The 26,353-nt window shown below is 65.7% G+C and carries 24 protein-coding genes; 21 read left to right on the top strand and 3 right to left on the bottom strand.

The features are described from left to right. Positions 1–61: 61 nt before the first annotated feature. From IGS74_RS10075 to IGS74_RS10090, 4 genes are all read left to right on the top strand, one after another. Positions 62–736 (top strand): DUF2497 domain-containing protein, encoded by a 675-nt coding sequence (locus tag IGS74_RS10075; protein ID WP_192386035.1) that lies wholly within the window; start codon positions 62–64, stop codon positions 734–736. Between the two features lie 116 nt (positions 737–852). Continuing rightward, complete coding sequence (locus IGS74_RS10080) at positions 853–3,630, top strand: valine--tRNA ligase (RefSeq protein WP_192386036.1); 2,778 nt, start codon at positions 853–855, stop codon at positions 3,628–3,630. Positions 3,631–3,875: 245 nt separating this feature from the next. After that, on the top strand, positions 3,876–5,162 hold the full coding sequence (locus tag IGS74_RS10085; RefSeq protein WP_246722520.1) for a long-chain fatty acid transporter: 1,287 nt from the start codon (positions 3,876–3,878) through the stop codon (positions 5,160–5,162). A gap of 293 nt (positions 5,163–5,455) precedes the next feature. Beyond that, a complete protein-coding gene (locus IGS74_RS10090) occupies positions 5,456–6,277 on the top strand; it encodes a tetratricopeptide repeat protein (RefSeq protein WP_246722521.1) in 822 nt (273 codons plus the stop codon). 6 nt (positions 6,278–6,283) lie between these two features. On the opposite strand, the gene xth is transcribed toward IGS74_RS10090, so the two are convergent. After that, positions 6,284–7,075 (bottom strand): exodeoxyribonuclease III, encoded by a 792-nt coding sequence (xth, locus tag IGS74_RS10095; RefSeq protein ID WP_192386037.1) that lies wholly within the window; start codon positions 7,073–7,075, stop codon positions 6,284–6,286. Then, positions 7,072–7,407 carry an iron-sulfur cluster assembly accessory protein gene (locus tag IGS74_RS10100; RefSeq protein ID WP_039190017.1) on the bottom strand — a complete coding sequence of 112 codons (336 nt, stop codon included), beginning with the start codon at positions 7,405–7,407 and terminating at the stop codon, positions 7,072–7,074. Before IGS74_RS10100 ends, xth begins: the two co-directional genes overlap by 4 nt. A gap of 123 nt (positions 7,408–7,530) precedes the next feature. Between IGS74_RS10100 and IGS74_RS10105 the strand changes: the two genes are divergently transcribed. From IGS74_RS10105 to IGS74_RS10155, 11 genes are all read left to right on the top strand, one after another. Further along, positions 7,531–8,733, top strand: a complete 1,203-nt coding sequence (locus IGS74_RS10105) for a deoxyguanosinetriphosphate triphosphohydrolase (protein WP_192386038.1) — start codon at positions 7,531–7,533, stop codon at positions 8,731–8,733. A 30-nt stretch (positions 8,734–8,763) separates the two neighbouring features. Further along, on the top strand, positions 8,764–10,515 hold the full coding sequence (gene argS / locus IGS74_RS10110; protein WP_192386039.1) for an arginine--tRNA ligase: 1,752 nt from the start codon (positions 8,764–8,766) through the stop codon (positions 10,513–10,515). A gap of 193 nt (positions 10,516–10,708) precedes the next feature. Beyond that, complete coding sequence (locus tag IGS74_RS10115) at positions 10,709–12,316, top strand: SPOR domain-containing protein (protein WP_192386040.1); 1,608 nt, start codon at positions 10,709–10,711, stop codon at positions 12,314–12,316. Between the two features lie 5 nt (positions 12,317–12,321). Next, entirely contained in the window at positions 12,322–13,344 is a 1,023-nt protein-coding gene (gene nagZ / locus IGS74_RS10120) for a beta-N-acetylhexosaminidase (protein ID WP_192386041.1), read from the top strand. Between the two features lie 174 nt (positions 13,345–13,518). After that, positions 13,519–13,752, top strand: coding sequence for a twin-arginine translocase TatA/TatE family subunit (locus IGS74_RS10125; protein WP_060607153.1), 234 nt, complete (start codon positions 13,519–13,521; stop codon positions 13,750–13,752). Between the two features lie 67 nt (positions 13,753–13,819). Next, complete coding sequence (tatB, locus tag IGS74_RS10130; RefSeq protein ID WP_192386042.1) at positions 13,820–14,338, top strand: Sec-independent protein translocase protein TatB; 519 nt, start codon at positions 13,820–13,822, stop codon at positions 14,336–14,338. Next, entirely contained in the window at positions 14,335–15,144 is an 810-nt protein-coding gene (gene tatC / locus IGS74_RS10135; RefSeq protein WP_039190032.1) for a twin-arginine translocase subunit TatC, read from the top strand. Before tatB ends, tatC begins: the two co-directional genes overlap by 4 nt. A 54-nt stretch (positions 15,145–15,198) precedes the next feature. After that, positions 15,199–16,485: a serine--tRNA ligase gene (serS, locus tag IGS74_RS10140; protein ID WP_192386043.1), complete on the top strand. Its 1,287-nt coding sequence runs from the start codon at positions 15,199–15,201 to the stop codon at positions 16,483–16,485. A 5-nt stretch (positions 16,486–16,490) separates the two neighbouring features. Beyond that, complete coding sequence (surE, locus tag IGS74_RS10145; RefSeq protein ID WP_192386044.1) at positions 16,491–17,246, top strand: 5'/3'-nucleotidase SurE; 756 nt, start codon at positions 16,491–16,493, stop codon at positions 17,244–17,246. After that, positions 17,239–17,910: a methyltransferase domain-containing protein gene (locus IGS74_RS10150; RefSeq protein WP_192386045.1), complete on the top strand. Its 672-nt coding sequence runs from the start codon at positions 17,239–17,241 to the stop codon at positions 17,908–17,910. The genes surE and IGS74_RS10150 overlap by 8 nt, the downstream gene beginning before the upstream one ends. 151 nt (positions 17,911–18,061) lie before the next feature. Beyond that, the gene (locus tag IGS74_RS10155) at positions 18,062–19,174 is read left to right on the top strand and encodes a peptidoglycan DD-metalloendopeptidase family protein (RefSeq protein ID WP_246722522.1); all 1,113 of its coding nucleotides are present in this window, start codon (positions 18,062–18,064) and stop codon (positions 19,172–19,174) included. Between the two features lie 70 nt (positions 19,175–19,244). On the opposite strand, the gene IGS74_RS10160 is transcribed toward IGS74_RS10155, so the two are convergent. Further along, positions 19,245–20,111: an ATP-binding protein gene (locus tag IGS74_RS10160; protein WP_192386047.1), complete on the bottom strand. Its 867-nt coding sequence runs from the start codon at positions 20,109–20,111 to the stop codon at positions 19,245–19,247. Positions 20,112–20,260: 149 nt separating this feature from the next. Between IGS74_RS10160 and yajC the strand changes: the two genes are divergently transcribed. The 6 genes from yajC (at position 20,261) to IGS74_RS10190 (ending at position 26,345) form a co-directional block, all read left to right on the top strand. Further along, positions 20,261–20,602 carry a preprotein translocase subunit YajC gene (yajC, locus tag IGS74_RS10165; RefSeq protein ID WP_039190044.1) on the top strand — a complete coding sequence of 114 codons (342 nt, stop codon included), beginning with the start codon at positions 20,261–20,263 and terminating at the stop codon, positions 20,600–20,602. Positions 20,603–20,726: 124 nt separating this feature from the next. Then, complete coding sequence (gene secD / locus IGS74_RS10170) at positions 20,727–23,285, top strand: protein translocase subunit SecD (RefSeq protein ID WP_192386048.1); 2,559 nt, start codon at positions 20,727–20,729, stop codon at positions 23,283–23,285. A gap of 3 nt (positions 23,286–23,288) precedes the next feature. Continuing rightward, positions 23,289–23,678, top strand: a complete 390-nt coding sequence (locus IGS74_RS10175) for an MTH938/NDUFAF3 family protein (RefSeq protein WP_039190051.1) — start codon at positions 23,289–23,291, stop codon at positions 23,676–23,678. Positions 23,679–23,680: 2 nt separating this feature from the next. Then, positions 23,681–24,517, top strand: coding sequence for a phytoene/squalene synthase family protein (locus IGS74_RS10180; RefSeq protein ID WP_192386049.1), 837 nt, complete (start codon positions 23,681–23,683; stop codon positions 24,515–24,517). 61 nt (positions 24,518–24,578) lie between these two features. Beyond that, positions 24,579–24,806 (top strand): hypothetical protein, encoded by a 228-nt coding sequence (locus IGS74_RS10185; protein WP_192386050.1) that lies wholly within the window; start codon positions 24,579–24,581, stop codon positions 24,804–24,806. Between the two features lie 24 nt (positions 24,807–24,830). Then, positions 24,831–26,345, top strand: a complete 1,515-nt coding sequence (locus tag IGS74_RS10190; protein WP_192386051.1) for a DUF4153 domain-containing protein — start codon at positions 24,831–24,833, stop codon at positions 26,343–26,345. The last annotated feature ends 8 nt before the right edge of the window (positions 26,346–26,353 follow it).

Here is a 26,353-nt window from a genome sequence, read left to right on the forward strand (position 1 = left end):
TCGGTTACGCTGTTCCCAATGATTCTCGCGGCTTTCGCGAGGCGATATCGGGGATTGCGGGATGCGTAGGGCAAACGGCGCAGCCGAGCCGTCGATGGACGAGATACTGGCGTCCATCAGGCAAATCATCGAAAGCAATGACAGCGAACGGGTTTCGACGCGGAGCGTCGAGCCGCTTCCTGCCGATGTCGCTGCAGATACGTCTGCAGGTGCCGCCAACTGGAACGAGTACGGCGAGGCGGCCTACACGCTGCGGCCATCCTATGAAGGGTCGGTCGCCTATGATCTCGCGTCCGACGATCGTTGGTACGCGGAAGAGCCCGCCGCCGAAGAGGGGCCGGAAGCCGGCACCGTAGCCGATGCATGGCCCGAGGGCGGCGATCTGGAGCCAGCCTTCGCCGCCGAGCCGGAAGAGCCCGGCTTCCCCGCACACGCGGCCAATAACGACGATCCCCGGATGCGCGAGTATCGCGACGCCATTCTTCAGGACCGGAGGTTCGACGAAGCACGCGTTACGTCCGAACCGCTGATCTCCGAGGATTCGGAAGCCGCCATCAATGCCTCCTTCGCCGAGCTGACGGAGGCGATCCGTGCCGGTGAACTGCGCTCTTTGGAAGAGATGGCGCAGGAGATGCTGCGGCCGATGATGCAGCAATGGCTGGAAGAAAACCTGGCGCGCACCGTGCAGGAGATCGTGCGCGAGGAAATACGGCGCGCAGTCACCCGGGGGCGTTGATTCCGGCCGGGCAGAAGCGCACCGACGCGTTGCCGGCGCGGCCCTTTCCGTTGACAGGGCCGAAAGCTTGCCTGTAACCGATGGCCGACCACGTCTGGCCGCAACGGACCCGCATCATGATCGACAAGACATACGACGCCGCTCAGGTTGAGCCCCGTATCGCAAACCTGTGGGACGAGGCGGGCGCGTCGCGCGCCGGCGCCGGTGCGCGTCCGGGCGCGGAAGCCTATTCGATCGTCCTCCCGCCTCCGAATGTGACGGGGTCGCTGCATATCGGCCACGCCCTCAACAATACGCTGCAGGACATCCTTGTCCGGCATAAGCGCATGCTGGGTGCAAATGTGCTGTGGCAGCCCGGGCTGGACCATGCCGGCATCGCCACGCAGATGGTGGTGGAGCGCCAGATGGCGGCTCGTGGCGAGCCTGGTCGGCGCGAGATCGGCCGGCAGGCCTTCATCGACAAGGTTTGGGAATGGAAAGCCGAGTCGGGAGGGACCATTCTCGGCCAGTTGCGCCGGCTCGGCGCCTCATGCGACTGGTCGCGCGAGCGGTTCACCATGGATGAGGGCCTGTCGCGCGCCGTTCGCAAGGTCTTCGTGCAACTGTACCGCGAAAGCCTGATCTACAAGGACAAGCGGCTGGTCAACTGGGATCCGAAGCTGCGGACGGCCATCTCGGACCTCGAGGTCGAGCAGCGCGAGATCCAAGGCCATCTCTGGCATATCCGCTACCCTGTCGACGGGCAGTCCTACGACGCGTCCGACCCCACCAGCTACGTGGTGGTGGCCACGACGCGGCCCGAGACCATGCTTGGCGACAGCGGAGTGGCCGTCAATCCGGAAGACCATCGCTATGAGGACCTGGTCGGGCGCAAGGTGCGCATACCGCTGGTCGGGCGCCTCATCCCGGTGGTGGCCGACGATTATGCCGATCCTGAAGCCGGCTCCGGCGCGGTGAAGATCACCCCCGCGCATGATTTCAACGATTTCGAGGTCGGCCGCCGCAACGGCCTGCGCGCCATCAGCATACTGGCTCCGGACGGCACCGTATCGCTGCGCGACAACGCCGAATTTCTGGAGGGGCTGTACGACGAAGACGGCGAGCGGGCCATCGGCATGTTCGAAGGCCTGGATCGCTTCACGGCGCGCAAGCTGCTTGTGGACTGGCTGGAAGAGGAGGGCTACCTCGCCAAGGTCGAGGACCATGTCCACATGGTGCCTCACGGCGACCGTGGCGGCGTGCCGATCGAGCCTTACCTGACGGACCAGTGGTACGTGGATGCGGCGACGCTGGCAGAGCCGGCAATCGCCAGCGTGCGCGCCGAACGCACGAAATTCGTGCCCCGCAACTGGGAGAAGACCTATTTCGACTGGATGGAGAACATCCAGCCCTGGTGCATCTCGCGGCAATTGTGGTGGGGACACCAGATACCCGCCTGGTACGGCCCGGACGGGGAAATCTTCGTCGCCGAGGAGGAAGAGGAGGCCTTCGCCGCGGCATTGGCCCACTATGTAGTGAACGGCACGCTGACGGACGCGGCCGCGCGTGCAATGGCCGACGATCCGGATGGCATACAGCAATTGCTGACGCGGGACGAAGACGTGCTGGACACGTGGTTCTCTTCGGCGCTGTGGCCCTTCTCGACTCTGGGCTGGCCGGACGAAACCAAGGAGGTCGCCACCTACTACCCGACCAGCGACCTCATCACCGGGTTCGACATCATTTTCTTCTGGGTTGCCCGGATGATGATGATGGGTCTCCATTTCATGGACAAGGAGCCCTTCGACACCGTCTACGTCCACGCGCTGGTGCGCGACAAGACCGGCGCCAAGATGTCGAAGTCGAAGGGCAACGTCATCGATCCGCTTGAGCTGATCGACGAGTACGGGGCCGACGCGCTGCGCTTCACGCTGGCCATCATGGCAGCCCAGGGGCGTGACGTGAAGTTGGATCCGCAGCGCATCGCGGGTTACCGCAATTTCGGCACCAAGCTCTGGAACGCCACGCGCTTTGCTGAAATGAACGGTGCCGTGCACGGGAAGGCCCTGTCCGCGCGGGATGTCCAGCTTCCGCTGAACCGGTGGATCCTGACGGAACTTGCGCGCACGGTGTCGAGCGTCGACGAGGCCCTTGCCGCCTACCGGTTCAACGATGCGTCCGGGGCGCTGTACCGGTTTGTCTGGAATACCTACTGCGACTGGTATCTGGAACTCGCCAAGCCAGTGTTCATGGCCAATGACCCGCAGGCGCAGCAGGAAACGCGCCTGGTCACGGGGTATGTGCTGGACAGGATCTATGCGCTGCTCCATCCGTTCATGCCCTTCCTGACGGAGGAACTCTGGTCGGTCACCGCGCCGAAAGACGGGGGCCGGCCGGCGCTGCTGTGCCTTTCGGAATGGCCGAGGGACGAGTTTACAGACGAGGCATCCGCCGCCGACATCAACTGGCTGATCGACCTCGTCACCGAAATCCGGTCCGTGCGGGCCCAGATGAATGTGCCGCCCGCCGCCGAAGTCCGGCTGCTGGCCCTTGGTGCCGACGAGGCAACTTGCGAAAAGCTCGTACGCCACGAAGCGTCGTTGCGCCGTCTGGCGCGCCTGTCCGATATCGAGAACGGCGCCCAGGCTCCCGACAATGCCGCCCAGATCGTCAGCGCCGGCGTCGCCTATGCGCTTCCTCTGGAAGGCATTATCGACATTGCCGCAGAGAAGGCCCGACTGGCCAAGGCCATCGCCAGGCTGGAGGATGAAATTTCGCGCATAGACAAGAAACTGCAGAACGAGCGCTTCGTGGCCAACGCGCCGGAAGAGGTGGTCGAGCAGGAGCGTGAAAAACGGTCGGCCTACGAGCAGGAGCGCGACGCGCTTGCGCAGGCGACGCAGAGCATCGGCTAAACTGTTGTTTCAGCGCAACATGGACTTCTAACTCTTCCGTTTACGGAAGAAAGCTGCAGGCGGACGGCGATAGCGGTCCGCCTGTTTTTTATTTTAGAATCAGCGTGAAAAACATAACCGCTCATACGGCGGGTTAGCTGCCGTCTGGTATTCGAGCCCGTAGAGGCGTGTTGCAAATTCTGCGTGACATCATACCGTCGCATGAAAGAGTGCCGGGCTGGCGGCACCCAGGGGGGGAATGCGACATGGGTAGACTGGGCGGGCTTCTGGCATCGGCAGCGACGTTTGTGGCAGCTGGATCGGGCGCCGCTTCGGCGGCCGGCTTCCAGCGGGGTATCGCCGATACGGATATCTTGTACGAGCCGGGGATGTTTTCCGCGCGCTTCGGCATGACCTATGTCAGCCCGGAACGCGGCTTCTCGTCGATCGAAGGTGTTTCCGGCGATTATGGTCAGTATACCGGCACCTACCGGTTGCCGAGCCCCGCGATCAAGTTCGGCAACGGGCCATTCGCCTGCGCCGGCACCTACATCGAAAGTTTCGCAGCCGAGGCGAACTACTCCAGCCTTCCGGGCGGGGCCCAGCCGGTAGACCCGGCGACGGGATCGCGCGTCCAGAGCCTTGAGTTCGATTCGAACGAGTGGGGCGTCACCTGCCGTGCGAGCTACGATGCCGATATCGGCCGGTTCAGCCTTCTTGGCGGTGTCTTCTTCGAGGACTTCAATTTCGCGGGCACCAGCTTCGGAAGCGCAGCCGTGCCTGCCGCAGCCGTCAACCCGGCGCTACCGGCAACCGCGGCGCTGGTGATTCCCGTTTCGCTTTCCGTCGATGCGCGCGGTGATTACGAGCCCGGCTATCGCATCGGCGTGGCTTACGAAAAGCCGGAAATCGCCCTTCGTGCGCAGATCCTCTACCGTTCGGAAGTCACGCATTCGAGCCCGGACGGAACGGGCGTGGCCACCGTGACCGGCCCGGGGCGCATCATCAGCGCATCGGGCGCGACCCTCGGCATCGTGCCGGAATCGGTCTTGCCGACGTTGCCGGCCGGCGTTGCCTTTCTTAACGATGTCGTCAGCCCGCAAAGCCTCTACGTCAACTTCCAGACGGGTATCGCCGAGGATACGCTTCTTCTCGCCAATTTCCGCTGGACGGACTGGAGCACCAACCGGGACGTCCTTGTGACGTACCGCTCGGCGCTGGGCGTGCGCGAAAACAACAGCCCTTACTACTGGGATGACGGATATTCGTTCCAGATCGGCCTTGGCCGCGCCTTCAACGAGGAGATTTCGGCTGTCGTCATGCTTGGCTACGACAGCGGCGTGTCGACCGGCGCTGAAACCACCTATACGGACCTGTATACGGTTTCCGGCGGCGTCTCCTTCAAGCAGAACTTCGGCGAAATCCGCGTGGGCGGCTTGGTCGGTTACTGGACGGATGGTTCGCAGTCCGTCGACCGGGGCGCGATCTTCAACGCCGAAGTGGGTGACGACTGGGTCTACGCCGCGACTGCGTCATTCAAGCTGAATTTCTGAAAACGGCCATAACTCGTTGTCAGATAACGGGGTGTGCCAATTACCTTGGCGCATCCCTTATGTTTTGTCCGTGCGGCTGCAGGCGTAACGATCCGTTTTCCATTTCTCGGCCGGTGGGCACCTTGTTGTCCGCAAGCAACACCATTGCAAAACAGCATCGGCTATAGATGCAGACACTGGCAATGCCGCGCTGCTGCCATAAACGGGCATCACTTCAAATGCCGATACGGCAGATCGAAGCGTCCAGTCATGGAACCTGCTGCCGGCATTGATGGAACGGGTGGAGCATCGCGGTGAAGCATGTCCTGGGACGGGTAGTGGGTTGCTTGATGGTGCTGACCGCCAGCGCCGCCGCCCCGATTCCGGCCAACGCCCTGGACGCTCCGTTCGACGCGATCATCGGCATGTCGCCGGGAGAGGTCTTTGCGCTCGGCTTCAACGCCTACAAGCGCGGCGAGAAGGTTGAGGCCCTGGAGGCTCTTCGCTTCGCGGCCGATCAGGGGCACCCCGGCGCGCGCTGGAAACTTGGACAGATGTATGCCGACGGCGACGGCGTACCCGAGGACGATTATCAGGCGTTCCAGATGTTCGAGCGGATCGTCCGCGACCAGGACGATGAAATGTCCGGGTCCACCGACGCCGCTTACGTGTCCAGCGCGGTGATCGCGCTGGCTGAATATTTCCGCAAGGGCATCCCCGGTACGCCGGTCCATGAGGATGCGGCGCAGGCCCGCGCCTTGTACAGCCATGCCGCTTCCTATTTCGGCGATGCGCGCGCGCAGTTCGAGCTGGGGCGGATGCTGCTGGCGGGCGAGGGCGGCAAGGCCAATGCGCGCCAGGCGGCACGATGGCTCAAGCTGGCGTCGCACAAGGGCTTTCCAAGGGCCGAGGCGCTGCTTGGCTATCTCATCTTCGACGGCAAGGCCATTGCCATCCGGCCCGAGCCGGTACGCGGCCTTGCGATGCTGACGCGCGCGCTGCGCGACGCCGCGCCGGACGAGCGAAGCTGGATCCAGCCCTTGCAGGAAGAGGCCTTCTCGCTTAGCAGCGAAGACGAAAGGCGCACCGCGCTGGCCTACTCGCAGTCCGAAGGCCCCCTGATCGACCTTCCCTGATGCTTCTCAGTGAAACTGCGCCACCACGGGAACGTGGTCGGAGGGTTTCTCCCATCCGCGGACATACGCGTCGATTCCCACCGAGCGCAGCCGCGATGCCGCTTCCGGCGACAGAAGCAAATGGTCGATCCGGATCCCGTTGTTCTTCTGCCAGGCGCCGGCCTGATAATCCCAGAAGGTGAAAACCTCCTTCCGGTCGGTCGTGGCGCGGACGGCGTCCGTCATGCCAAGGTTGACGAGGCGGCGGTAGGCAGCCCGGCTTTCCGGCTGGAAAAGCGCGTCATTCACCCATGCAGCCGGATTTTTCGCGTCTTTCGGCTCCGGAATGATGTTGTAATCCCCCGCCATCACGAAGGGAATTTCTTCTTCCAGCCGCCGGGCGGCATGTGCCTCGAGCCGGCGCATCCAGGCCAGCTTGTAGTCGAATTTTTCCGTGCCCATCGGATTGCCGTTCGGCAGATACAGGCAGGAAACCCGGATGCGGCCGCCGTTCGGAAGCGGGAACAGCCCTTCGATGAACCGCGACTGCACATCGTCGTCTCCGCCGGGCAGGCCCCTTTCGGCGCCCATTTCGAGCGGCGCCTGGCGTGACAGGATGGCGACGCCGTTGAACCCTTTCTGACCGTGGGTCTCGACGTGGTAGCCAAGCGCCTCGATCTCGCTGCGGGGAAACCCTTCGTCGACGCTCTTGATCTCCTGCAGGCAGGCGATGTCGGGCTTGCGCTCGCCAAGCCACGCCAGAAGCGCGTCGATCCTGGCCTTGACGCCGTTGATGTTCCAGGTCGCGACCAGCGTCATATGGAGAAGCTCGTCCCACAGCCGCAGGACGCGACGGCATTCGGATTGCGGATCTGGAAGGATTGCCCCATCAGGTCGTCCACGAAATCCACGACCGAGCCTTCCAGATAGGGAAGGGATATCTGGTCGATCAACACGCGGGCGCCATCCCGTTCGATGACGAGATCGTCGGGCTCGCCCGCTTCGGTGAGGTCGTACTTGTACGAAAAGCCGGAGCAGCCTCCGCCTTCCACCGATATGCGCAATGCGTTGGCGCCACCGGCAGATTTGAGGATGCTGGAAATGCGCTTGATGGCAGAGTCCGATACCTGAACCGTGGTGCCGTCGCTCATGGACGTATCCGGGGAATCTGCCCCGGCCTCTTCTTGTTGGAACAACGCTCCTAAAGTATGGACGGCCCAGCGCCGGGTCAACGGCGCGCCGGCGGCCTGTGCGCCGCAACCGAAGGGGAGCCGATGGTGCAGGAACTTGGGCACGGGTTCGGACGCGAGCCGCTGGCATCCTTTGCCGCGCACGCAGCCAGCTCTCGCGGGCGGCTCGTCGCGGAGGCGGCCAGCCCGACGCGCACGCCGTTCCAGCGCGATCGCGACCGCATCGTGCACTCCACCGCGTTCCGCCGTCTCAAGCACAAGACGCAGGTCTTCGTCTCGCACGAGGGGGACCATTTCCGCACCCGCCTGACGCATACGATCGAGGTTTCACAGATTGCGCGGGCGCTGGCCCGTGCGCTGCGGCTCGACGAGGATCTGACCGAGGCGCTGGCCCTTGCGCATGATTTCGGCCACACGCCGTTCGGCCATGCCGGGGAACGCGCGTTGGACCGGTGCATGGCCGGGGAAGGCGGGTTCGACCACAATGCGCAGACTTTGCGGATCGTGACCGCGCTGGAGCGCCATTATGCGGCCTTCGACGGGCTCAACCTGACATTCGAAACGCTCGAGGGGCTGGTCAAGCATAACGGTCCGCTGACCGGTCCGCACTCCGGCGGCGGTCCGGTTGCGCCGCCCATCCTGCAGTTCGATGCCGTCTTTCCGCTGGATCTCGGCCGGTTCGCCAGCCTTGAGGCCCAGGCCGCAGCGATTTCGGACGATATCGCCTACAACACCCACGATCTGGACGATGGCCTCAGGGCCGGGCTGATCGCCCTGGACGACCTGCGGGAACTGCCCCTGGCCGGCTCCATCCTGGCCGAGGTGCGTCAGGCCTGGCCCGACCTTTCTTCGGCGCGGATGGGGCACGAGATCATGCGGCGGCATATCACCCGCATGGTGGAGGACGTCCTGTCCGAGACGGTGCTGCGGCTGCGCCAGGACAAGATAGGCTCGCTCGACGATGTCCGCGACAATACGCGCGAAATCGTGGCCTTTTCCGACACGATGCGACAGGCCGTCGATGAAACGCGACGTTTCCTGTTTCGCAGGGTCTATCGCGATGAAACGGTGATGCGCGTCATGCGACGTGCCGAAGGTGTGGTCGAGCGGCTGTTTGCGGCCTATCTCGCCGCGCCGCACGAGATGGGAAAGGGGTGGGCCGGCGAGGATGCCACCGCCGCCGGCACCGGCGCCCGGACCGTGGCCGATTATCTTGCCGGAATGACGGACACCTACGCGCTTGCGGAATACCGCCGTCTGTTTGACGAAACCGTCGATTTGCGATAGGCGCGCCGGTCTGAACAGGCTGGGAACGTCATGAACGTCTTTACCGATTTCGAGGCGCGGGTGCGCAGTGCCGTCGCCTCCGTCAACGCATCCGCGCAGCTCTCCGAGGCGGAGCTGGCGCGCGTCACGGTAGAGCCCCCGCGCGATCCGAGCCATGGCGATCTGGCGACGAACGCCGCGATGGTGCTGGCCAAGCCGCTGGGTCGCAAGCCGCGCGAACTGGCGGAAGAGCTTGCCGCGCAGTTGCGCCAGGATGCCGATGTGGTGACCGCCGAAGTCGCCGGCCCCGGCTTCATCAATCTGCGCCTGACGCCGGCCTACTGGCACCGCCATCTCGGGCAGCTTCTGGCGCTGGGCGAGGATTATGGGCGCGGGGCTCCGACGGGGCGCCGCGTGAATGTCGAATACGTGTCCGCCAACCCGACCGGCCCCCTGCATGTCGGCCATTGCCGGGGTGCGGTGGTGGGGGACGCCATCGCCAATATCGGCGCCTTTGCCGGCGACGAGGTGGCCAAGGAATACTATATAAACGACGCGGGTGCGCAGATCGGCGTGCTGGCGCGGTCGGCCTATCTGCGCTACCGCGAGGCGCTGGGCGAGAGCATCGGGGAGATCCCGGCAGGGCTCTATCCGGGCGACTACCTGAAGGCCGTGGGTGTGGCGCTGGCGATCCGCTACCAGCGCACGCTCCTCGACATGCCCGAAGCCGAATGGCTGCCGATCGTATCGGACTATTCGATCGACGCGATGATGATGTCGATCCGCGATGACCTGAAGCTCCTTGGCATAGAGCATGACGTCTTCTTCTCGGAGCGCACGCTGCACGCGGACAATGGCGGGCGCATCGCCGCCGCCATCGAGGCCCTGCGCGAACGGGGCTTTGTCTATCAGGGTACGCTGCCGCCGCCGAAGGGGCAGGCGCCTGAGGACTGGGAAGACCGCGAGCAGACCCTGTTCCGCTCGACCGAAGTGGGGGACGACATGGATCGCCCGCTGGTCAAGTCGGATGGCAGCTACACCTACTTCGCGGCCGACGTCGCCTACTTTGCCGACAAGTTCGCGCGGGGTTTCGACGAGATGGTCTATGTGCTGGGCGCCGACCATGGCGGGTACGTCAAGCGTCTGGAAGCCGTCGCCCGTGCCGTTTCCGGTGGCAAGGCGAAGCTCGATGTCGTGCTGTGCCAGCTCGTCAAGCTGTTCCGCAACGGCGAGCCGGTCCGCATGTCGAAGCGCGCCGGCGACTTCGTCACCCTGGCCGACGTGGTGGCCGAGGTTGGGCGCGATCCCGTGCGCTTCATGATGCTGTTCCGCAAGAGCGACGCGCCGCTGGATTTCGACTTCCAGAAGGTGACCGAGCAATCGCGCGAGAATCCCGTCTTCTATGTGCAGTATGCCTATGCCCGGACAGCCTCCATCATGCGGCAGGCCGAGGCGGAGGGGATTTCGGATATCAACTTCTCGTCGCTGGATGGCGAGACCATCGGGCGTCTTTCCGACGACAGCGAGCTGGCGCTGATCCGCAAGCTGGCCGAGTTCCCGCGCCTCGTCCGGCAGGCGGCGGAAGCCAAGGAGCCGCATCGCGTCGCATTCTACCTGTACGACGTCGCGCAAACGTTCCACAGCCAGTATAATCGCGGCAAGGATCAACCGGATTTACGCTTTGTTAGGTCTGACGATCCGATATTGACCAAGGCGCGCCTCGGGCTTGTACAGGCTGTTGCGCTCGTCATCGGCCGTGGGCTTGCGCTGGTTGGCGTGTCCGCACCACGGGAAATGCGCTGACGGGCCATCATGTTTTCACCAAGATCATCCCCTAGCGCGTTGTATTGTTAGCGAAAGTTCCGCTTGCCGCTGGCAGGCGGGCCGGGAAGGGGATCCCGCCTCAAGGCAAGGCCAGTAAGTGTGCCGGCTTGTGCCGCCGCCCTGATCTGCCATCGGCGTGGCTTCTCTCCCACCAGGGCATGTAGGAGTCAGCGTGAGGGAACCGCCAGTTTCTCGCTTCATCAGTCGGGCGACCCCGCAGGCATCCGGTGACGTGCCGGTGGAGCCGCGCGCCGTGGCCGACCGCGCCCCAGCGCCGCGTGCCGCAGGCACGCAGCAGCCGCGCGAGATGGATGCGGCCCTGTTCAACCTCAGCGAGCCGGCCCAGCCGCGTGACGCTTCCCCGACGGAAACCGCGTCCTTCGTTCCGGCCTCGCACGTTTCCGCCTATGCGCAGCAGCCCGAGGCCGCCCCGGTGCTGGACGATTTCGACAGGCTGATCGCCAGCGAGATGGCAGCCATGGGGGCGGGTCCTTCGGCCGCCCCGGGCGTAGCTGCGGCAGCCTCCTTCGATTACGATATCGCCTTCACCGACAATGATGCCGGCGCCGTCCATGCCGACGCGGCTTACGAGCCGGAAAGCCTCGAGGATTACGCCCAGCCTGACGACGACCCGGCGCTGGCGGGCGGCGTGCCCGTGGCCCGTCGCCGCAACCGCCGGCCTGGCCCCGTTGCCGTCGGCGGCGGCGTCAAGCGCGGTGTCACCTTCGTTTCCGGTGTGGCCGGTGTCGCGCTCATCAGCATCGTCGCGGCCATTGCCTGGAACAGCCTGTTCGGCAGCGGAGGCAGCAGCGGCGAACCGCTGGTGATCGCAGCCGATACCCAGCCCTACAAGACCCGGCCGGAAGATCCGGGCGGACGGGAGATTCCGAATCAGAACAAGGCCGTCTACCAGCGCGACGCCGGACAGGGTGCGTCGGCTCCGACCCAGGAGGCGTTGATCGCCTCCGAGGAAGAGCCGGTCGATATTTCGGCCGAGGATGCGTTCGAGTTGCCGGGCGTGGCGATCGGCCAGAGCCAGATACCGTTGAACGACGACGATCTCGATGCCCGGATGGCGGCGCTTTCCGGCGATGGCGATGGCGCGGCCTCGTCGGCCGAGGGCCGCACGGGCGTGCTCGAGCCGCGCCGCGTGCGCACAGTCGAGGTGCGCCCGGACGGAACCATCGTCGGGGCCGCGGCGCCGATACCGGCGGCGCCGGCGCCCGAAGGCGTATCGCCAGCCGGGCAGGCACCGGCCGACGAAGACCCGATGGCCGCGCTGATCGCTTCCGCCACGGCGGAGCGCGATGCACTCGCGGCCGGCCAGGTGTCCTTGCCTGCCTCCATGCCGGCCCAGCCGCTTCCTGTAGAGCCGCCGGCGGCCGAAGCTCTGCCGCCGGAGGTGAGCGTCGTGCCGACGCCGGCGCCCGCCCGTCGTCCGGCTCCAAGCCCGGGGCCATCCGCCTCGGCTGCCTCCACGGTCACGGCCCTGGCGCCGGAGCCGCGTCCGGCCCAGATGCCGGCGGCGCCGACCGGATCGGGGTTCTACGTTCAGCTCTCGGCCCAGCCGAGCGAGGCGCAGGCGCGGCAGGCCCTGCGCGATGCTTCGCTGCGCTATGCCAATATCCTGTCCGGCTCGCGGCTCAGCATCCAGACCGCCGCGGTGGAGAATCGCGGCACCTTCTACCGCGTCCGGGCCGAAGCACCGAGTTACGCGGAAGCGGAGCAGGTCTGCAGCCGGTTGCAGCGCGCCGGGGCCGAATGCTTCGTGACACGCTGACGCGAATGGACAGGAAGGCCTGGATATCCGGATGCTCGGGCACCGAGCTGACACCGGACGAGCGCGCTTTCTTCGCGGATGAGCGCCCATGGGGCTTCATCCTGTTTGGCCGCAATGTCGAAAGCGCCGGGCAGTTGACGGCCCTGTGCGCAAGCCTGCAGGCCTTCGGCGACGGGCCGGACCTGCCGATCTTCATCGACCAGGAAGGCGGAAGGGTGCGGCGGCTCAAGCCGCCCATGGCCCGCGCGCTGCCGGCCGGGCAGGCTCTCGGGCGTGTCTATGAAAAAGACAGGCAGGCCGGGATCGCCGCTGCGCGGGCGCACGGCCGTCTTCTGGCCGCGGACCTGAGGCGCTACGGCATCAATGCCGACTGTATCCCGTGCCTCGACCTCGCCTTCGACGGTGCGCACAGCGTTATCGGCGACAGGGCGCTGTCCGCCGATCCGGATGCCGTCTCGGCGCTGGGCCGCGCAATGGCAGAGGGCGCGCTGTCGCTGGGCGTGCTGCCGGTCATGAAGCACCTTCCGGGCCATGGCCGCGTCCAGGTGGACAGCCACTACGACCTTCCGCATGTGGACGCCGACCGGGCCGCGCTGGAGGCCGGGGACATGCGGCCCTTCAAGGCCCTGGCCGACCTGCCGGCCGCCATGACCGCCCACATCCTCTATGAGTCGATCGACCGGACGAGGCCGGCAACCCTGTCGCCGACCGTGATCGCGGAGGCGATCCGCGGCACCATAGGGTTCGACGGGCTTCTGATGACCGACGATATCTCAATGAAGGCGCTCAGGGCGCCGATCGCGGAATCGTCGGCGCAGGCCATCGAAGCCGGCTGCGATATCGTTCTGCATTGCAATGGCGATATGGCGGAGATGCGCGCGGTGGCCGGCGCCGTACCCGTTCTTTCGGGGCAGGCCGCGCGCCGCGCAGCGCGGGCGATGGCACTGGTTGGCCAGCCAGCGGCCGCGGATGCCGATGTCGCGGAAGTTTGGTCGGAATATCAAGGGCTTGTCGAGGCGGTTGCCTGAGGCTCCGTCGTTTATTGGCCATGATCGCGCCGTAAACGAGAATTTCATCGCGCTGTCCGGTATTAAGTCTTCTTCGGCCACCATCTCGCGTTGATCTGTGATGGATAATGGTGTTTGAAGTTGTCAGGCCATGCCGGGCGGCGGGGCATTGGAAATCGCATCCAGGAGAGCAGAATGGGCAGTCTCAGCATCTGGCATTGGTTGATCGTCCTTGCGGTCGTCTTGCTGCTGTTCGGTCGCGGCAAGATTCCCGAATTGATGGGCGACGTCGCCAAGGGCATCAAGAGCTTCAAGAAGGGCATGGCCGATGAGGACACGCCCGAGGCGGTGCAGGAGCGCCGTAACCTGGAGCATCAGGAGGGCGAAATCCTCCATCGCGACACCACGGCTGAAAAGACGCGTATCTGATCTCCGTGTCTTCGGCGGGCTTCGGCCCGCCGGCCGGTAATGCATACTCCGCTACGTTAGGCGCCCAATGTTTGAAGTCGGTTGGCTGGAACTGCTTGTCATCGCAGTCGTCCTTATTGTCGTGGTGGGCCCGAAGGACCTGCCGGGCATGCTCCGTACCTTCGGGCGCGTCACGACACAGCTACGGCGGATGGCGGGCGATTTCCGCAAGCAGTTCGACGATGCGCTGCGTGAGGCCGAGATGGAGGACGTGCGCAAGGCTGCGAGCGACCTCAAGAAGCTCGACCCTAGAAACGACATCCGCAAGGCGATGAACCCCATGAAGTCGGTCGGCGACGAGATCCGCTCGTCCCTCAAGGCCGCGACGCAGGCGCCGCAGCCCAAGGTCCCATCGGCTGACGAGGGCGCGCGCCCCATGGACGATGCCGATCCGGCCGCGGCGGTGCCGCCGTCCGGGACACCGGCCAACAACGTCGATGGGGCACCTTCGGCCACCGCCGCCGAGGCGGCTCCTTCGGCCACCGCTGCCGAGGCTGCGCCCGCCGGGTCGGGCGCGCAAAGACGCAATGCCGGAGAAGTCGCATGAAGAGCGGTCAGGATGAAATCGAGGCCTCCTCGGCACCGCTGATCGAACATCTGATCGAGTTGCGACGGCGCCTGATCTGGAGCCTTGTCGGGTTTTTCATCGCTTTCCTGTTCTGCTTCGCCTTCGCCAAGCAGATCTTCAACCTGCTCGTCATTCCGTACCAGATCGGGACGGCATGGGCCGGCCTGGACGCGACCAAGGTCGAACTCATCTACACCGCGCCGCAGGAGTTCTTCTTCACGCAGGTCAAGATCGCGGCATTCGGTGGTTTCTTCCTGGCGTTTCCGGTCATCGCCATGCAGCTCTACAAGTTCGTGGCGCCGGGCCTCTACCGCGACGAGCGGGAAGCTTTCCTGCCATTCCTGGTCGCAACGCCCATCCTGTTCCTGATCGGCGCGGCGCTGGTCTATTTCTTCTTCACCCCGATGGTGATGTGGTTCTTCCTGTCCATGCAGCAGGCCGGCGGAGGTGGGCAGGCCACCATCGCGCTGTTGCCGCGCGTCTCGGAATACCTGTCGCTCATCATGACGCTCATCTTCGCCTTCGGCCTGGTGTTCCAGCTACCGGTGGTGTCGTCGCTGCTGGTCCGCTCGGGCATCGTCTCTGCCGCGGGCCTTGCATCGAAGCGCAAATACGCGATCGTCATCGCATTCATCGTCGCGGCGGTCATCACGCCGCCCGATCCGCTGTCCCAGATCGGCCTTGCGATACCGACCATCATTCTCTACGAGATTTCCATCATTACGGCCCGGATGATCGAGAAGAAGCGTGCCGAACGCCTCGCCCAAAGGGAGGCGCAGGGCTGATGTGACGGCCATGGGCTCCACCTTCTCGGACAATCGGGCGATCGGTGGGGCGACATGCTGGACATCAAGTGGATACGGGATAATCCCGAGGCTCTCGACGCGGCTTTGAAGGACAGGGGTGCAGCACCGCTGTCCGCCGAGATCCTCCGTCTCGACGAGGCGCGGCGCGATCATCTGCGCCGCCTGCAGGAACTGCAGGGGCGCCGCAACGAAGTCTCCAAGGACATCGGCAAGGCCAAGGGCGCGGGCGATTCCGTGCGGGCCGAGGCGCTGATGCGCGAAGTAGCCGAAATCAAGGGCGCGGTGCAGGAGGGCGAGGAGACGGAACGCCGGCTCGACGCCAACCTGCAGGACGTCCTGTCGCAGATTCCCAACATCCCGCTGGATGACGTGCCGGTGGGCGCGGATGAAGCCGACAATGTCGAAGTGCGCCGCGTGGGCGACAAGCCCGTGTTCGATTTCACGCCGCTGGAGCATTACGACCTCGGCGAGGCGCTCGGCCTGATGGACTTCGAGGCGGCGGCACGCATGTCCGGCGCCCGCTTCACCGTATTGCGGGGTAAGCTGGCGCGGCTCGAGCGCGCGCTCGGCCAGTTCATGCTGGACAACTCCACCGGCAATTTCGGCTACCAGGAGGTATCGCCGCCCTTGCTGGTCCGGGACGAGGCCCTGTTCGGCACCGGGCAGCTTCCGAAATTCTCGGAAGACCTCTTCAACACGACGGATGGCCGCTGGTTGATTCCCACGGCAGAGGTATCGCTGACCAACCTCGTCCGGGAGCAGATCCTGGACGAGGCCGCGCTGCCGCTACGCGTGACGGCCCTGACGCCGTCCTTCCGCTCCGAGGCGGGCTCCGCCGGGCGCGATACCAAGGGCATGCTGCGCCAGCACCAGTTCTACAAGGCCGAGCTCGTCTCGGTGACGACGCCGGAAAACTCCGGCGCCGAACTGGAGCGCATGACCGAATGCGCGGAGCGTGTGCTGCAGATGCTGGGCCTGCATTACCGCGTCGTGACGCTGTGTACGGGCGACATGGGCTTTTCGTCCCGCAAGACCTACGACATCGAGGTCTGGCTGCCGGGGCAGGATACGTTCCGCGAGATCTCGTCATGCTCCGTCTGCGGCGATTTCCAGGCGCGCCGCATGCAGGCGCGTTATCGCCCGGCCGGGGAAAAGCAGCCGCCGCGCTACGTCCACACCTTGAACGGTTCCGGAACGGCTGTCGGACGCGCGCTCATCGCCGTCATGGAAAATTACCAGACCGCGGATGGCGGCATCATTATTCCTGAAGCATTACGCCCCTATATGGGCGGCCTGGACCGGATCGAGAAAGACGCCTGAGGCTCATGAGAATACTGCTGACCAACGATGACGGCATCCATGCCGAGGGACTGGCCGTCCTGGAGCGGATTGCCGGACAGCTCTCGGACGATGTTTGGATCGTCGCGCCGGAGACAGACCAGAGCGGGCTTTCGCATTCGTTGACCCTTTCGTCCCCACTGCGCCTGCGCCGCATCGCCGAACGGCGGTTTGCCCTGTCCGGCACGCCGACCGATTGCGTCATCATGGCGGCCAAGCATCTGATGCCGGCGCCGCCGGATCTTGTCCTGTCCGGCGTCAATGCGGGGCAGAACCTGTGCGACGACGTGACCTATTCCGGTACGGTCGCCGGCGCCATCGAGGGCACCATGCTGGGCCTGCGTTCGATCGCGCTCAGCCAGGCCTTCACGCCCGGGTCGGACAGGGAAACCCTTTGGGACACGGCCGAGCGCCATGCCCCGGACGTGATCCGCAAGCTGTTGTCGGCACCGTTCCGTCCGGGCACGCTGGTCAACGTCAACTTTCCGCCGGTGGCGCCAGAGGCGGTGGCCGGCGTGGCCGTCACGCGCCAGGGCAAGCTGGATTACAGCCTGGGCCTGGAAGAGCGGCGCGACGGGCGCGGCTTCCCCTATTACTGGCTGAAGTTCGGGCGCGAGGCGGGGGCAGACATGGAGCACTCCGACATCGGCGCCATCCGCGACGGCCGCATCTCGGTGACGCCGCTGCAACTGGACCTGACCGACCACGCGATGCGCCGCGAGATGGAGAACCTCTTTGTCTGACACGCGCGGCGCGCGCCCCGGCACCGAGGCGGACCGCGAGCAGCTTGCGGCCTTCCTCCTGTCCATGCGGTCTCGCCTCGGGGCCGACGGGCGGATGCTGTCGGCGCTGGAAACCGTGCCTCGGCGCGTCTTCCTGCCGGGCGTGAGGGGCGATCTCTATGCCGCCCAGTCCTTTCCGCTGCCCTGCGGAGAGACGATGCCCAGCGCCGAACTGACGGTACGCTGCCTGATGGCGCTGAAGGTGCAGCCGGACAGCCGCATCCTGGAGATCGGGACCGGCAGCGGCTATTGCAGCGCGCTGCTGGCGCGGTTGGGCGCGCGCGTCACCACGATGGAGCGGTATCGCACCCTGCACCGCGAGGCGAGCGAGCGGGCGAAGGCGCTCGGCTTCGAAAACATCACCTTCCTGCACGAGGATGGCGCGCGCGGCCACGCCGAAGGTGGCCCGTACGACCGCATCATCGTGCATGCGGCCATGCCCGGCGTGCCGAAGCCGCTTTTCGAGCAGTTGGCCTCGCACGGGGTGCTGCTGTGCGCCCTCGGGCCCGGCGGCGGCATGCAACGGCTGGTGCGCCATGAGAAGGCAGGCAGCAGGCTGGAGGAGGCGGTCGTCGGGACCGTGTGGTGGCAGCCGTTGAAGGCGGGCAAGGCAGCCGCCCTCTGAGGCGCCTGTTTTGACGCTTCTCTCCCGAAGTTGAACAAATTTCCTCGTAATCAATTGCCGGGCTTAACCGTGCGGTAAGATTAACGCGCTCTTATGTGTCCACTGTGATGGCGTAGGCACGGGGACGGAAATGATATTCGGCGAATTGAAAGTGACACGTGGCAAGATCATGCGCATTGCCGGTCTGCTGGCCGTCACCACAGCCGTCGCCGGTTGCAGCAGCGACGCGACCCGCCTGCAGGACAGCTTCTATACGGGGGCCATTCCGCAGAGCGCACCGCAGCAGCCGGCTTATGCCCAGGCGCCGCAGCAGCCGGCCTACGGCGCTTATCCGAGCCAGCAGGGCGGCGACACCTATACGCCGCAGCCATCTGCCGGATCGCCCGTAAGCCGGTCCGAGCTGCCGCCGCCGTCGGCCGCGCAAGCGGCCTCCGCGCCGCAGACCGTGGCCCCGGCCCAGACGGCATCCCGTGCGCCTTCTGGCGGCGGGATCACGGTAGAATCCGGTGACTCGCTCGGCGGGATCGCGCGGCGGGCCGGCGTCAGCGTCGCCGACCTGCGCGCCGCAAACGGCCTGACCTCCGATAACATCCGCATCGGCCAGGTGCTGCAGCTTCCGGCCGGCGCCAATGCCGGTGCAGCCAATACCCGCGTCGCCGCACTGGGCACGCCGCCCAGCACGCTGCAGGAGCAGGCGGCGCGCGTGACCCCCAGCGCGGCGCCCGCCACGACCCCTGCCCAGACGGCGCCGGTGCAGGCTACGGCAGCGCCGGTGCAGACACCGCCAGCCAGCCAGCCGCAGCAAAGCCAGCCGGCGGCCGTGGCAAGCACGACCGTCGAGGAGCAGACCGAGCAGCAGACGGCGGCGCTGGCCCCTGAATCCACCGGCATCTCGCAGTTCCGCTGGCCGGTCCAAGGGCGGGTCGTGAAGAGCTTCGGCGATAAGGTCGGCAGCCGCCGCAATGACGGCCTCAACATTTCCGTGCCGCGTGGCACGCCCGTCAAGGCAGCCGAGAACGGCGTCGTCATCTATGCGGGCGAGGGCCTGAAGGAATTCGGCAAGACCGTTCTCGTCAAGCACGACAATGGCCTTGTCACCGTCTACGGCCATGCCGACGAGATCCTGGTCGAGCGGGGCGCGAATGTGCGTCGTGGCCAGGATATCGCCAAGGCGGGCATGACCGGCGATACGGACGCGCCCATGCTGCACTTCGAAGTGCGCAAGGACTCGTCCCCGGTCAACCCGATGACCTACCTCCAGTAGCGTACTGCGTCCGTTGGAGCGTCGGCCCGGCTCGTCGTCCCGAGCCGGGCCTTTTTTCGTCCGCGCATCGTCAGTCGATACGGTGCCCGCGTTCCGCAGCGTAATCCTGCACGAACTGCCAGGCCACGCGTCCGGATCGGCTTCCCCGCGTCGTATACCATTCCAGCGCCGCGCGCCGGGCATCCTGCGCGTCATGCGGAACCGCATAGGCGGCCAGATAGCCGTCCACCATGGCCAGATACTCGTCCTGCGAGCAGGCATGGAAGCCGATCCACAGGCCGAAGCGGTCGGACAGGGAAACCTTCTCTTCCACGGCCTCGCCCGGCGAGATCGCCGTGGACTGTTCGTTCTCCATCATCGAGCGCGGCAGAAGATGCCGGCGATTCGACGTGGCATAAAAGACGACGTTGCGGGGCCTTCCCTCGACGCCGCCATCCAGGACAGCCTTCAGCGATTTGTAGCTGGTGTCGTCATGGTCGAACGAGAGGTCGTCGCAAAACAGGACGATGCGGTAAGGGCTCTCACGCAGGAAGCCCATCAATGCCGGCAGGTGGTCGATGTCCTCGCGGTGAATTTCGATCAGCTTCAGCCGGGCCTCTGGCACGGTGGCATTCACCTCGGCATGCACCGCCTTCACCAGGGAGGATTTGCCCATGCCGCGTGCGCCCCACAGGAGCGCGTTGTTGGCGGGCAGCCCCTCGGCGAAGCGCCGTGTATTGGTCAGCAGGATGTCGCGGGCGCGGTCGATCCCGGTCAGCAGCGATATCGGTACGCGGCTCACCTGCGGTACCGGGCGCAGCGTCATCGGCGGCTCGAAGACGAAGCAGTCGGCGATGGAAAGGTCGGGCGCACGGGCCGGGGCAGGGGCGATCCGCTCCAGCGCGGCCGCGATGCGCGACAGCGTCGATTCGAGGTCCTGTTGCCGGTGGATATCCATGATTGTGCACTCCTGCTCACATCCGGTTGCGGCACTCATCACGCCGACGCGATGGGACTATGACGCAGCCTTATTGCATTCGGACCGACCGTTCGTATATTGCGGCCACTTCGTAAAGACCCTCGAACACTGATCGATCAGGAGACACCATGTTCGTATCCCCGGCTTACGCCCAGACCGCAGGTGCCGCCGGCGGGACGGAAAGCCTGCTCATCACCATCCTGCCCTTCGTGGCCGTCTTCGCCATCATGTATTTTCTCATCATCCGGCCGCAGCGCCGCCAGATGAAGAAGCGCGACGAGATGCTGCGGAACATCCGCCGCGGCGATACGGTGGTGACGGGTGGCGGCATCATCGGCAAGGTGACCAAGGTTCTCGACAATGGCGAGGTCGAGGTGCAGATTTCCGAGCAGGTCAAGATCCGCGTGCTTCAGTCGACCATCGGCGACGTCCGCGTGAAGGGCGAGCCTGCGGCGGCCAACACGAAATAGCCTTTGTTCCGCCTGACAAGCGGTTGAACAGCCCGGGGTTCTCGACCCCGGGCGCTTGCGTTCAGCAATTCATTGATACGGTGTGCGCCGCGCAGGCGGCTTAAAGCCCTTTCCCGGAACGGCCATGCTCTACTTCTCGCGCTGGAAATCCATTCTCATCTGGTTGGTCGTTGCAATAGGCGTTCTCTTCGCCCTTCCCAACATCCTGAGCCAGCGCCAGTTGGACGCCATGCCGAACTGGCTTCCCGACAGGCCGATGACCCTCGGCCTCGACCTTCAGGGTGGCTCCTACATCCTGCTGGAGGTCGATCGCGCCTCGCTGGTGGCGGCGCGCCTCAACTCCGTGCGGGACGACGCGCAGCTGCAATTGCGCAACGGCAATGTCGGCTTCACCGACATGCGCGAGGTGAACGGCGGCGTCGAGTTCCGCTTGCGCGATCCGGCGCAGGCGGCCGCGGCCCGCACCGCGCTTCGCCCCCTGACCGATCCCGTCTCGTCAGGCTTGATGGCCGGCGGCACGATCACCGAGGTCGATCTTACCGAGCCGCAGTCCGGCGCCTTCCGCCTGACCCTGACCGAGCAGGGCATCAACCACCGATTGTCGACGGCCGTCTCCCAGTCCATCGAGGTGGTACGCCGCCGGGTCGACGAACTCGGTACGACCGAGCCCGTCATCCAGCGGCAGGGTGTGGACCGGATCATGGTGCAGGTACCCGGCCTGCAGGATCCCGCCCGGCTGAAGGCCCTGTTGAACCAGACCGCGCAGCTCACCTTCCGCCTCGTCGATCTGCAGCATTCGGCCGAGGCCGTCGCGGCCGGCCAGCAGCCCGCGCCTGCCGGATCGCAGTTGCTCTACACCACCGATAATCCGGCGATGCCCATCCTGGTGCAGCGCCAGGTGATGGTGTCCGGCGAAAACCTGACCGATGCACAGGCCGGCTTCGACCAGCAGACCAACGCGGCCGTGGTCAACATCCGCTTCGATTCGCGCGGCGCGCAACGCTTCGGCGCGGTCACCCAGCAGAATGTCGGGCGTCCCTTCGCGATCGTCCTCGACGACAAGGTCCTGTCGGCGCCCAATATCCGCGAGCCCATCCTGGGCGGGCAGGCGCAGATTTCGGGCAATTTCACCGTGCAGACCGCCAACGATCTGGCCGTGCTCCTGCGCGCCGGCGCGTTGCCTGCAAATCTGAACATCCTGGAAGAGCGCACCGTCGGGCCTGGCCTTGGCGCGGACTCCGTCGCCGCCGGACAGATGGCCGGCATGATCGGCGGCATCTTCGTGATCGTGTTCATGTTCGCGGCCTATGGCTTCCTTGGCCTCATCGCCAACATCGCGCTGATCATCAACATCGTCCTGCTGGTCGCGCTTCTGTCGTTCCTCGGCGCGACGCTGACCCTGCCGGGCATCGCGGGCATCGTGCTCACCATGGGCATGGCCGTGGACTCCAACGTGCTCATCTATGAGCGAATCCTGGAAGAGCGAAAACAGGGCCGCTCGGTGATCCAGTCGATCGACGCCGGCTTCCACAAGGCGTTCGGCACGATCATGGATGCCAACATAACCTCGCTCATCGCGGCGGCGGTCTTGTTCTTCCTCGGCTCCGGTCCCGTGCGGGGCTTTGCCGTCACGCTGGCGCTCGGCATCCTCACCACCATCTTCACCGCCATCACCCTGACGCGCTGGATGGTCGCGTTCTGGGTCAAGCACCGTCGCCCCAAGGAAGTGCATCGCGGCTTCTTCACCTTCGTTCCCGAGAAGACGAATGTGCGCTTCATGGCGGTGCGCCGTATCGGTTTCGCCATCACCATCATCCTGTCGCTGGCATCCATCGGCGGTCTGGCCACGATGGGTCTCAATTACGGCATCGATTTTACCGGTGGCACGGTCATCGAGGCACAGTCCAAGGGGCCGGAGGCCGACGTCGCCGCCATCCGCGCGGCGCTCGTGCCCATCATCGAAGGCGAGGCACAGGTGCAGGAGTTCGGCTCCGCGCGCGATGTGCTGATCCGCTTCGGGGCGCAGAGCGTCGACCAGGAGACGCCGCAGACCAGCATCAATGCCGTGCGCGCGGCCCTGTCGGCGGATTACGACTTCCAGCGAGTGGAGGTCGTCGGTCCATCCGTTTCCAATGAGTTGGCCATCGCGGCCGTGCTTGGCATTCTCGGCGCCATGTTCGGCATCATGGTCTATGTCTGGGTGCGGTTCGAATGGCAGTTCGCCATCGGCGCCATCGTGTCCACGGCGCACGACGTGATCATGACCATCGGCTTCTTCGTGCTGATGCGGGCCGAATTCAACCTCACCAGTATCGCCGCGGTGCTGACCATCGTCGGCTACTCGCTCAACGACACCATCGTCGTCTTCGACCGCATGCGCGAGAATTTGCGCAAGTACAAGAAGATGCCGCTGGATACGCTGATCGACCTGTCGCTCAACGAAACGCTGAACCGGACGATCATGACGGGCGCCACCATGATCCTCGCCCTGGTCGCACTGTACTTCTTCGGCGGCGACGTGATCCGCAACTTCGTGGCTCCGATGATCGTCGGTGTCATCGTCGGCGTCTACTCGTCGGTCTTCATCGCCGGCCCGATGCTGATCTACTTCAAGCTCCGGCCGGAAAAGGCCGCGATGGACAAGGCCGAATCCGCGTCCGCGGGCACGGCAAAGGAAGCCTGAGCCTTGGCGCACGACACCGCCGAAACGCGCGATGCGCACCTGCCGCGGCAGGTGCCCATCGACGCCTACGGCAATGGCGGCTTCCGCTTTGCGGGCATGTCGCATCGTGGTTCGCTCCTGTGCCTGCCGTCCGGCCTCTATGGCTGGACGGGGACGGCAGAGGCGCCCTTCTCCGGCGAGCGGCTGTTGAGAGCGCTGGAAGAAACGGACATCCGCTTCATGCTTTTCGGTACGGGCAGTGACATCAGGCGCGTCCCGGCCGCACTGGCGGCCCGCTTCAACGCCGCCGGCATGTCTTGCGACGCCATGTCGACAGGGGCCGCGGTGCGCACTTACAACATCATGCTTCTCGAGGGGCGCCCGGTCGGTGCCGCCCTCGTCGCGGTGGACTGACCTTGGACGAGGGCCTTGCCGCCGATTTTGCCGAATGCCGCCGGCTGGTCGACGAGGGCGATGCCGACCGCGCCGTATCCCTGGCCTATGCGCCCGATGACCGCAGGGATGCGTTGGCGGCCCTCTATGCGTTCGATATCGAGACAGGGCGCGTGCGCGCACATGTGAGCCAGCCCCTGCCGGGGGAAATCCGCCTGCAATGGTGGCGGGACCGGTTGGCGGACCCGCAGGACGAAGGGCAGGGCGCGCCGGTTGCGCATGCTCTGCAGGATACGATCCGGCGATACGACCTGCCGCGCGATGCCTTCGAGCGCTATCTCGACGCACGCATCTTCGATCTTTACGACGACCCGATGCCCGGGCGGGCCGAGTTCGAGGTCTATGCTGGCGAGACGGCATCCACAATCATCATGCTGGCGGCGATGATCCTCGGCGGCAGGCCCGATACGGTCGTGGCCGATGCCGCCGGCCATGCCGGGGTTGCAACCCTTGCGGCCGGACTTCTGCGGTGCGAACCCCGGTTGCGAGGGCTGGGGCAGAGCTTCGTTCCGGGCGACCTTCTGTCCGCCGCCGGCGCGGACCATGGGGGCTGGGCGGCCGGGCCGGAGGGGTTGGAGGCCGCACGGCTGGCGCTGGCGGCTTATGCGCGGGACCATCTCAACGCCGTCACGGACCGCCTTTCCCAAATCGCTGCCGCGATCAGGCCCGCCTTCCTGCCGGCCCTTGCCAATAATGAGGCCTTGCGCATGGTGGAACGCAGCGGCGGTCGGCCCTATGTCGAGTCCCGGTTCGCGGCGGTGCATCGCCTGTGGAGCTATTGGCGGGCCATGCGCGCCTGAACAGGCATTCGGGAAGGGGCAGACATGGTGTCCATGCGACACGGCGGCCGGGCCGGAGGGGTTGGAGGCTGCACGGCTGGCGCTGGCGGCTTATGCACGGGACCATCTCAACGCCGTCACGGACCGCCTTTCCCAAATCGCTCCCGCGATCAGGCCCGCCTTCCTGCCGGCCCTTGCCGATAATGCGGCCTTGCGCATGGTGGAACGCAGCGGCGGTTGGCCCTATGTCGAGTCCCGGTTTGCGGCGGTGCATCGCCTGTGGAGCTATTGGCGGGCCATGCGCGCCTGAACATGCATTCGGGAAGGGGCAGACATGGTGTCCATGAGACACGGCGGCCGGGCCGCGTTCCTGACGGCGCTGCCATCGCGCATCCTCAGCGCAGCCGGCGGCGCGGTGTCGCGGTTTCCATTCACCGTCCTGTGTCTCGTCGTAGCGGCGCTGCTTTCCAACGCCTGGATCGCGGGCTACGGCGAGTTGTCCGGCAGCCAGCAGCGCCACATTCTGGCGGCCCTGTCCGTTGCGGTGCTCTGGTCGGTCGGCATGTCGTCCACCTTGGCAGCCGCGGGGCGTCCCCGCGCGGTTTCGCATGCCGCCTCGGCCGCGACAGGGGTGGCGGCCGGCGGCATAGCCTGGCTTCATGAGCCGTTCGAGGGCGCCTCCTCGGTTCTCCAGCTCGCTTCGCTGCTGTTCCTGTTCGTCATGCCGTTTATCCGCAGGTCCGAGCCGGTCGGCCTGTGGAGCTTCGTGCTGCGCAGCTTTGCCGCCTTCGGCCTTGCCTTCGTCGCGGTGCTTGCCTTCGTGTCCGGCATGGTGCTGCTGGTCGAACTGTTTCGGCTGCTGTTCGGCATCGGACCGGGCTGGGAAACCTATGCCCATGTCTATGCGACGGCGCTGTTGCTGGTTGGGCCCATGGCGACCCTGGGTCTCTTTCCGGAAGCCGGGACGAGCCCGCCGTCCGCCCGTCTTGAGGGGCTGGCCCGCAATTTCCTGAGCTTCGTGGCGGTTCCCCTTCTGATCGCCGCGCTGATCGTGCTGCACCTCTACGCGGTCAGGGTCGTCGTGACCGGAGATCTGGCCGTGCGCGACATGGTTTGGATCGTGCCGGTTCTCCTGCTCGATCTGGCCTTCGTCCGCTTCCTGTCGGTGCCCTTCGACGGGGCACGGGCGCCGCGGGCGGTGCGGGCCGTGCGGCGCTTCTGGCCGATGGCCCTGCCTGTGCCGCTGGTGCTGTTCACGCTTGCGATCAGCGCCGAGTCGGCGCGCGGGTGGTCGCTGGGGATGTACTACGCGGCGCTGTTCTGCGTGGTTTGCGCCATGCTCGGCGTCATGCAGTTCATGCCGGCCATGCGCGGCGATCCGCGTTGGTTCCTTGGCTTGCCGGCGGTTGCGCTGGCAGCCTCGCTTTTCGGTCCGTGGGGCGCGGCGGCGGTTACCTCACAGATGCCAGTCCGGCAACCGGCGGCTCCGGTGCCTTCCTTCAGCGACTATAATGCCCCTGCCGCACCGGCCCTGCCGGTGGGCGGGTTCGATCTCGTGCTGGCGGATGTCGCCCTTGGCCGGGAGGCGGGCAACGCCAGCCTGGACTTTTCCGCCCGCTTCGAGGACGGCGACCTCGTGCTGCGCCGTTCCGGCGGGGCGCCGGTCCGGTTTGCGATGACGCCGGTCATGGAGGCGATCGCCGCAAGGCCGGGTGCGCCTCAGCGCGGCACGTTGGCCGCGGCGTCGGGGCAAACCCTGTTCTACGATGTGAAGTTTCTGCGTCTGGTGGACGGCCAGCCGCAAATCGGCCGGATGACCATCCTGCTTCGTGCGGCCGACTGGCGGTAGCGGCCCGC

The sequence above is a fragment of the Aureimonas sp. OT7 genome (assembly GCF_014844055.1).
Classification (GTDB): domain Bacteria; phylum Pseudomonadota; class Alphaproteobacteria; order Rhizobiales; family Rhizobiaceae; genus Aureimonas; species Aureimonas altamirensis_A.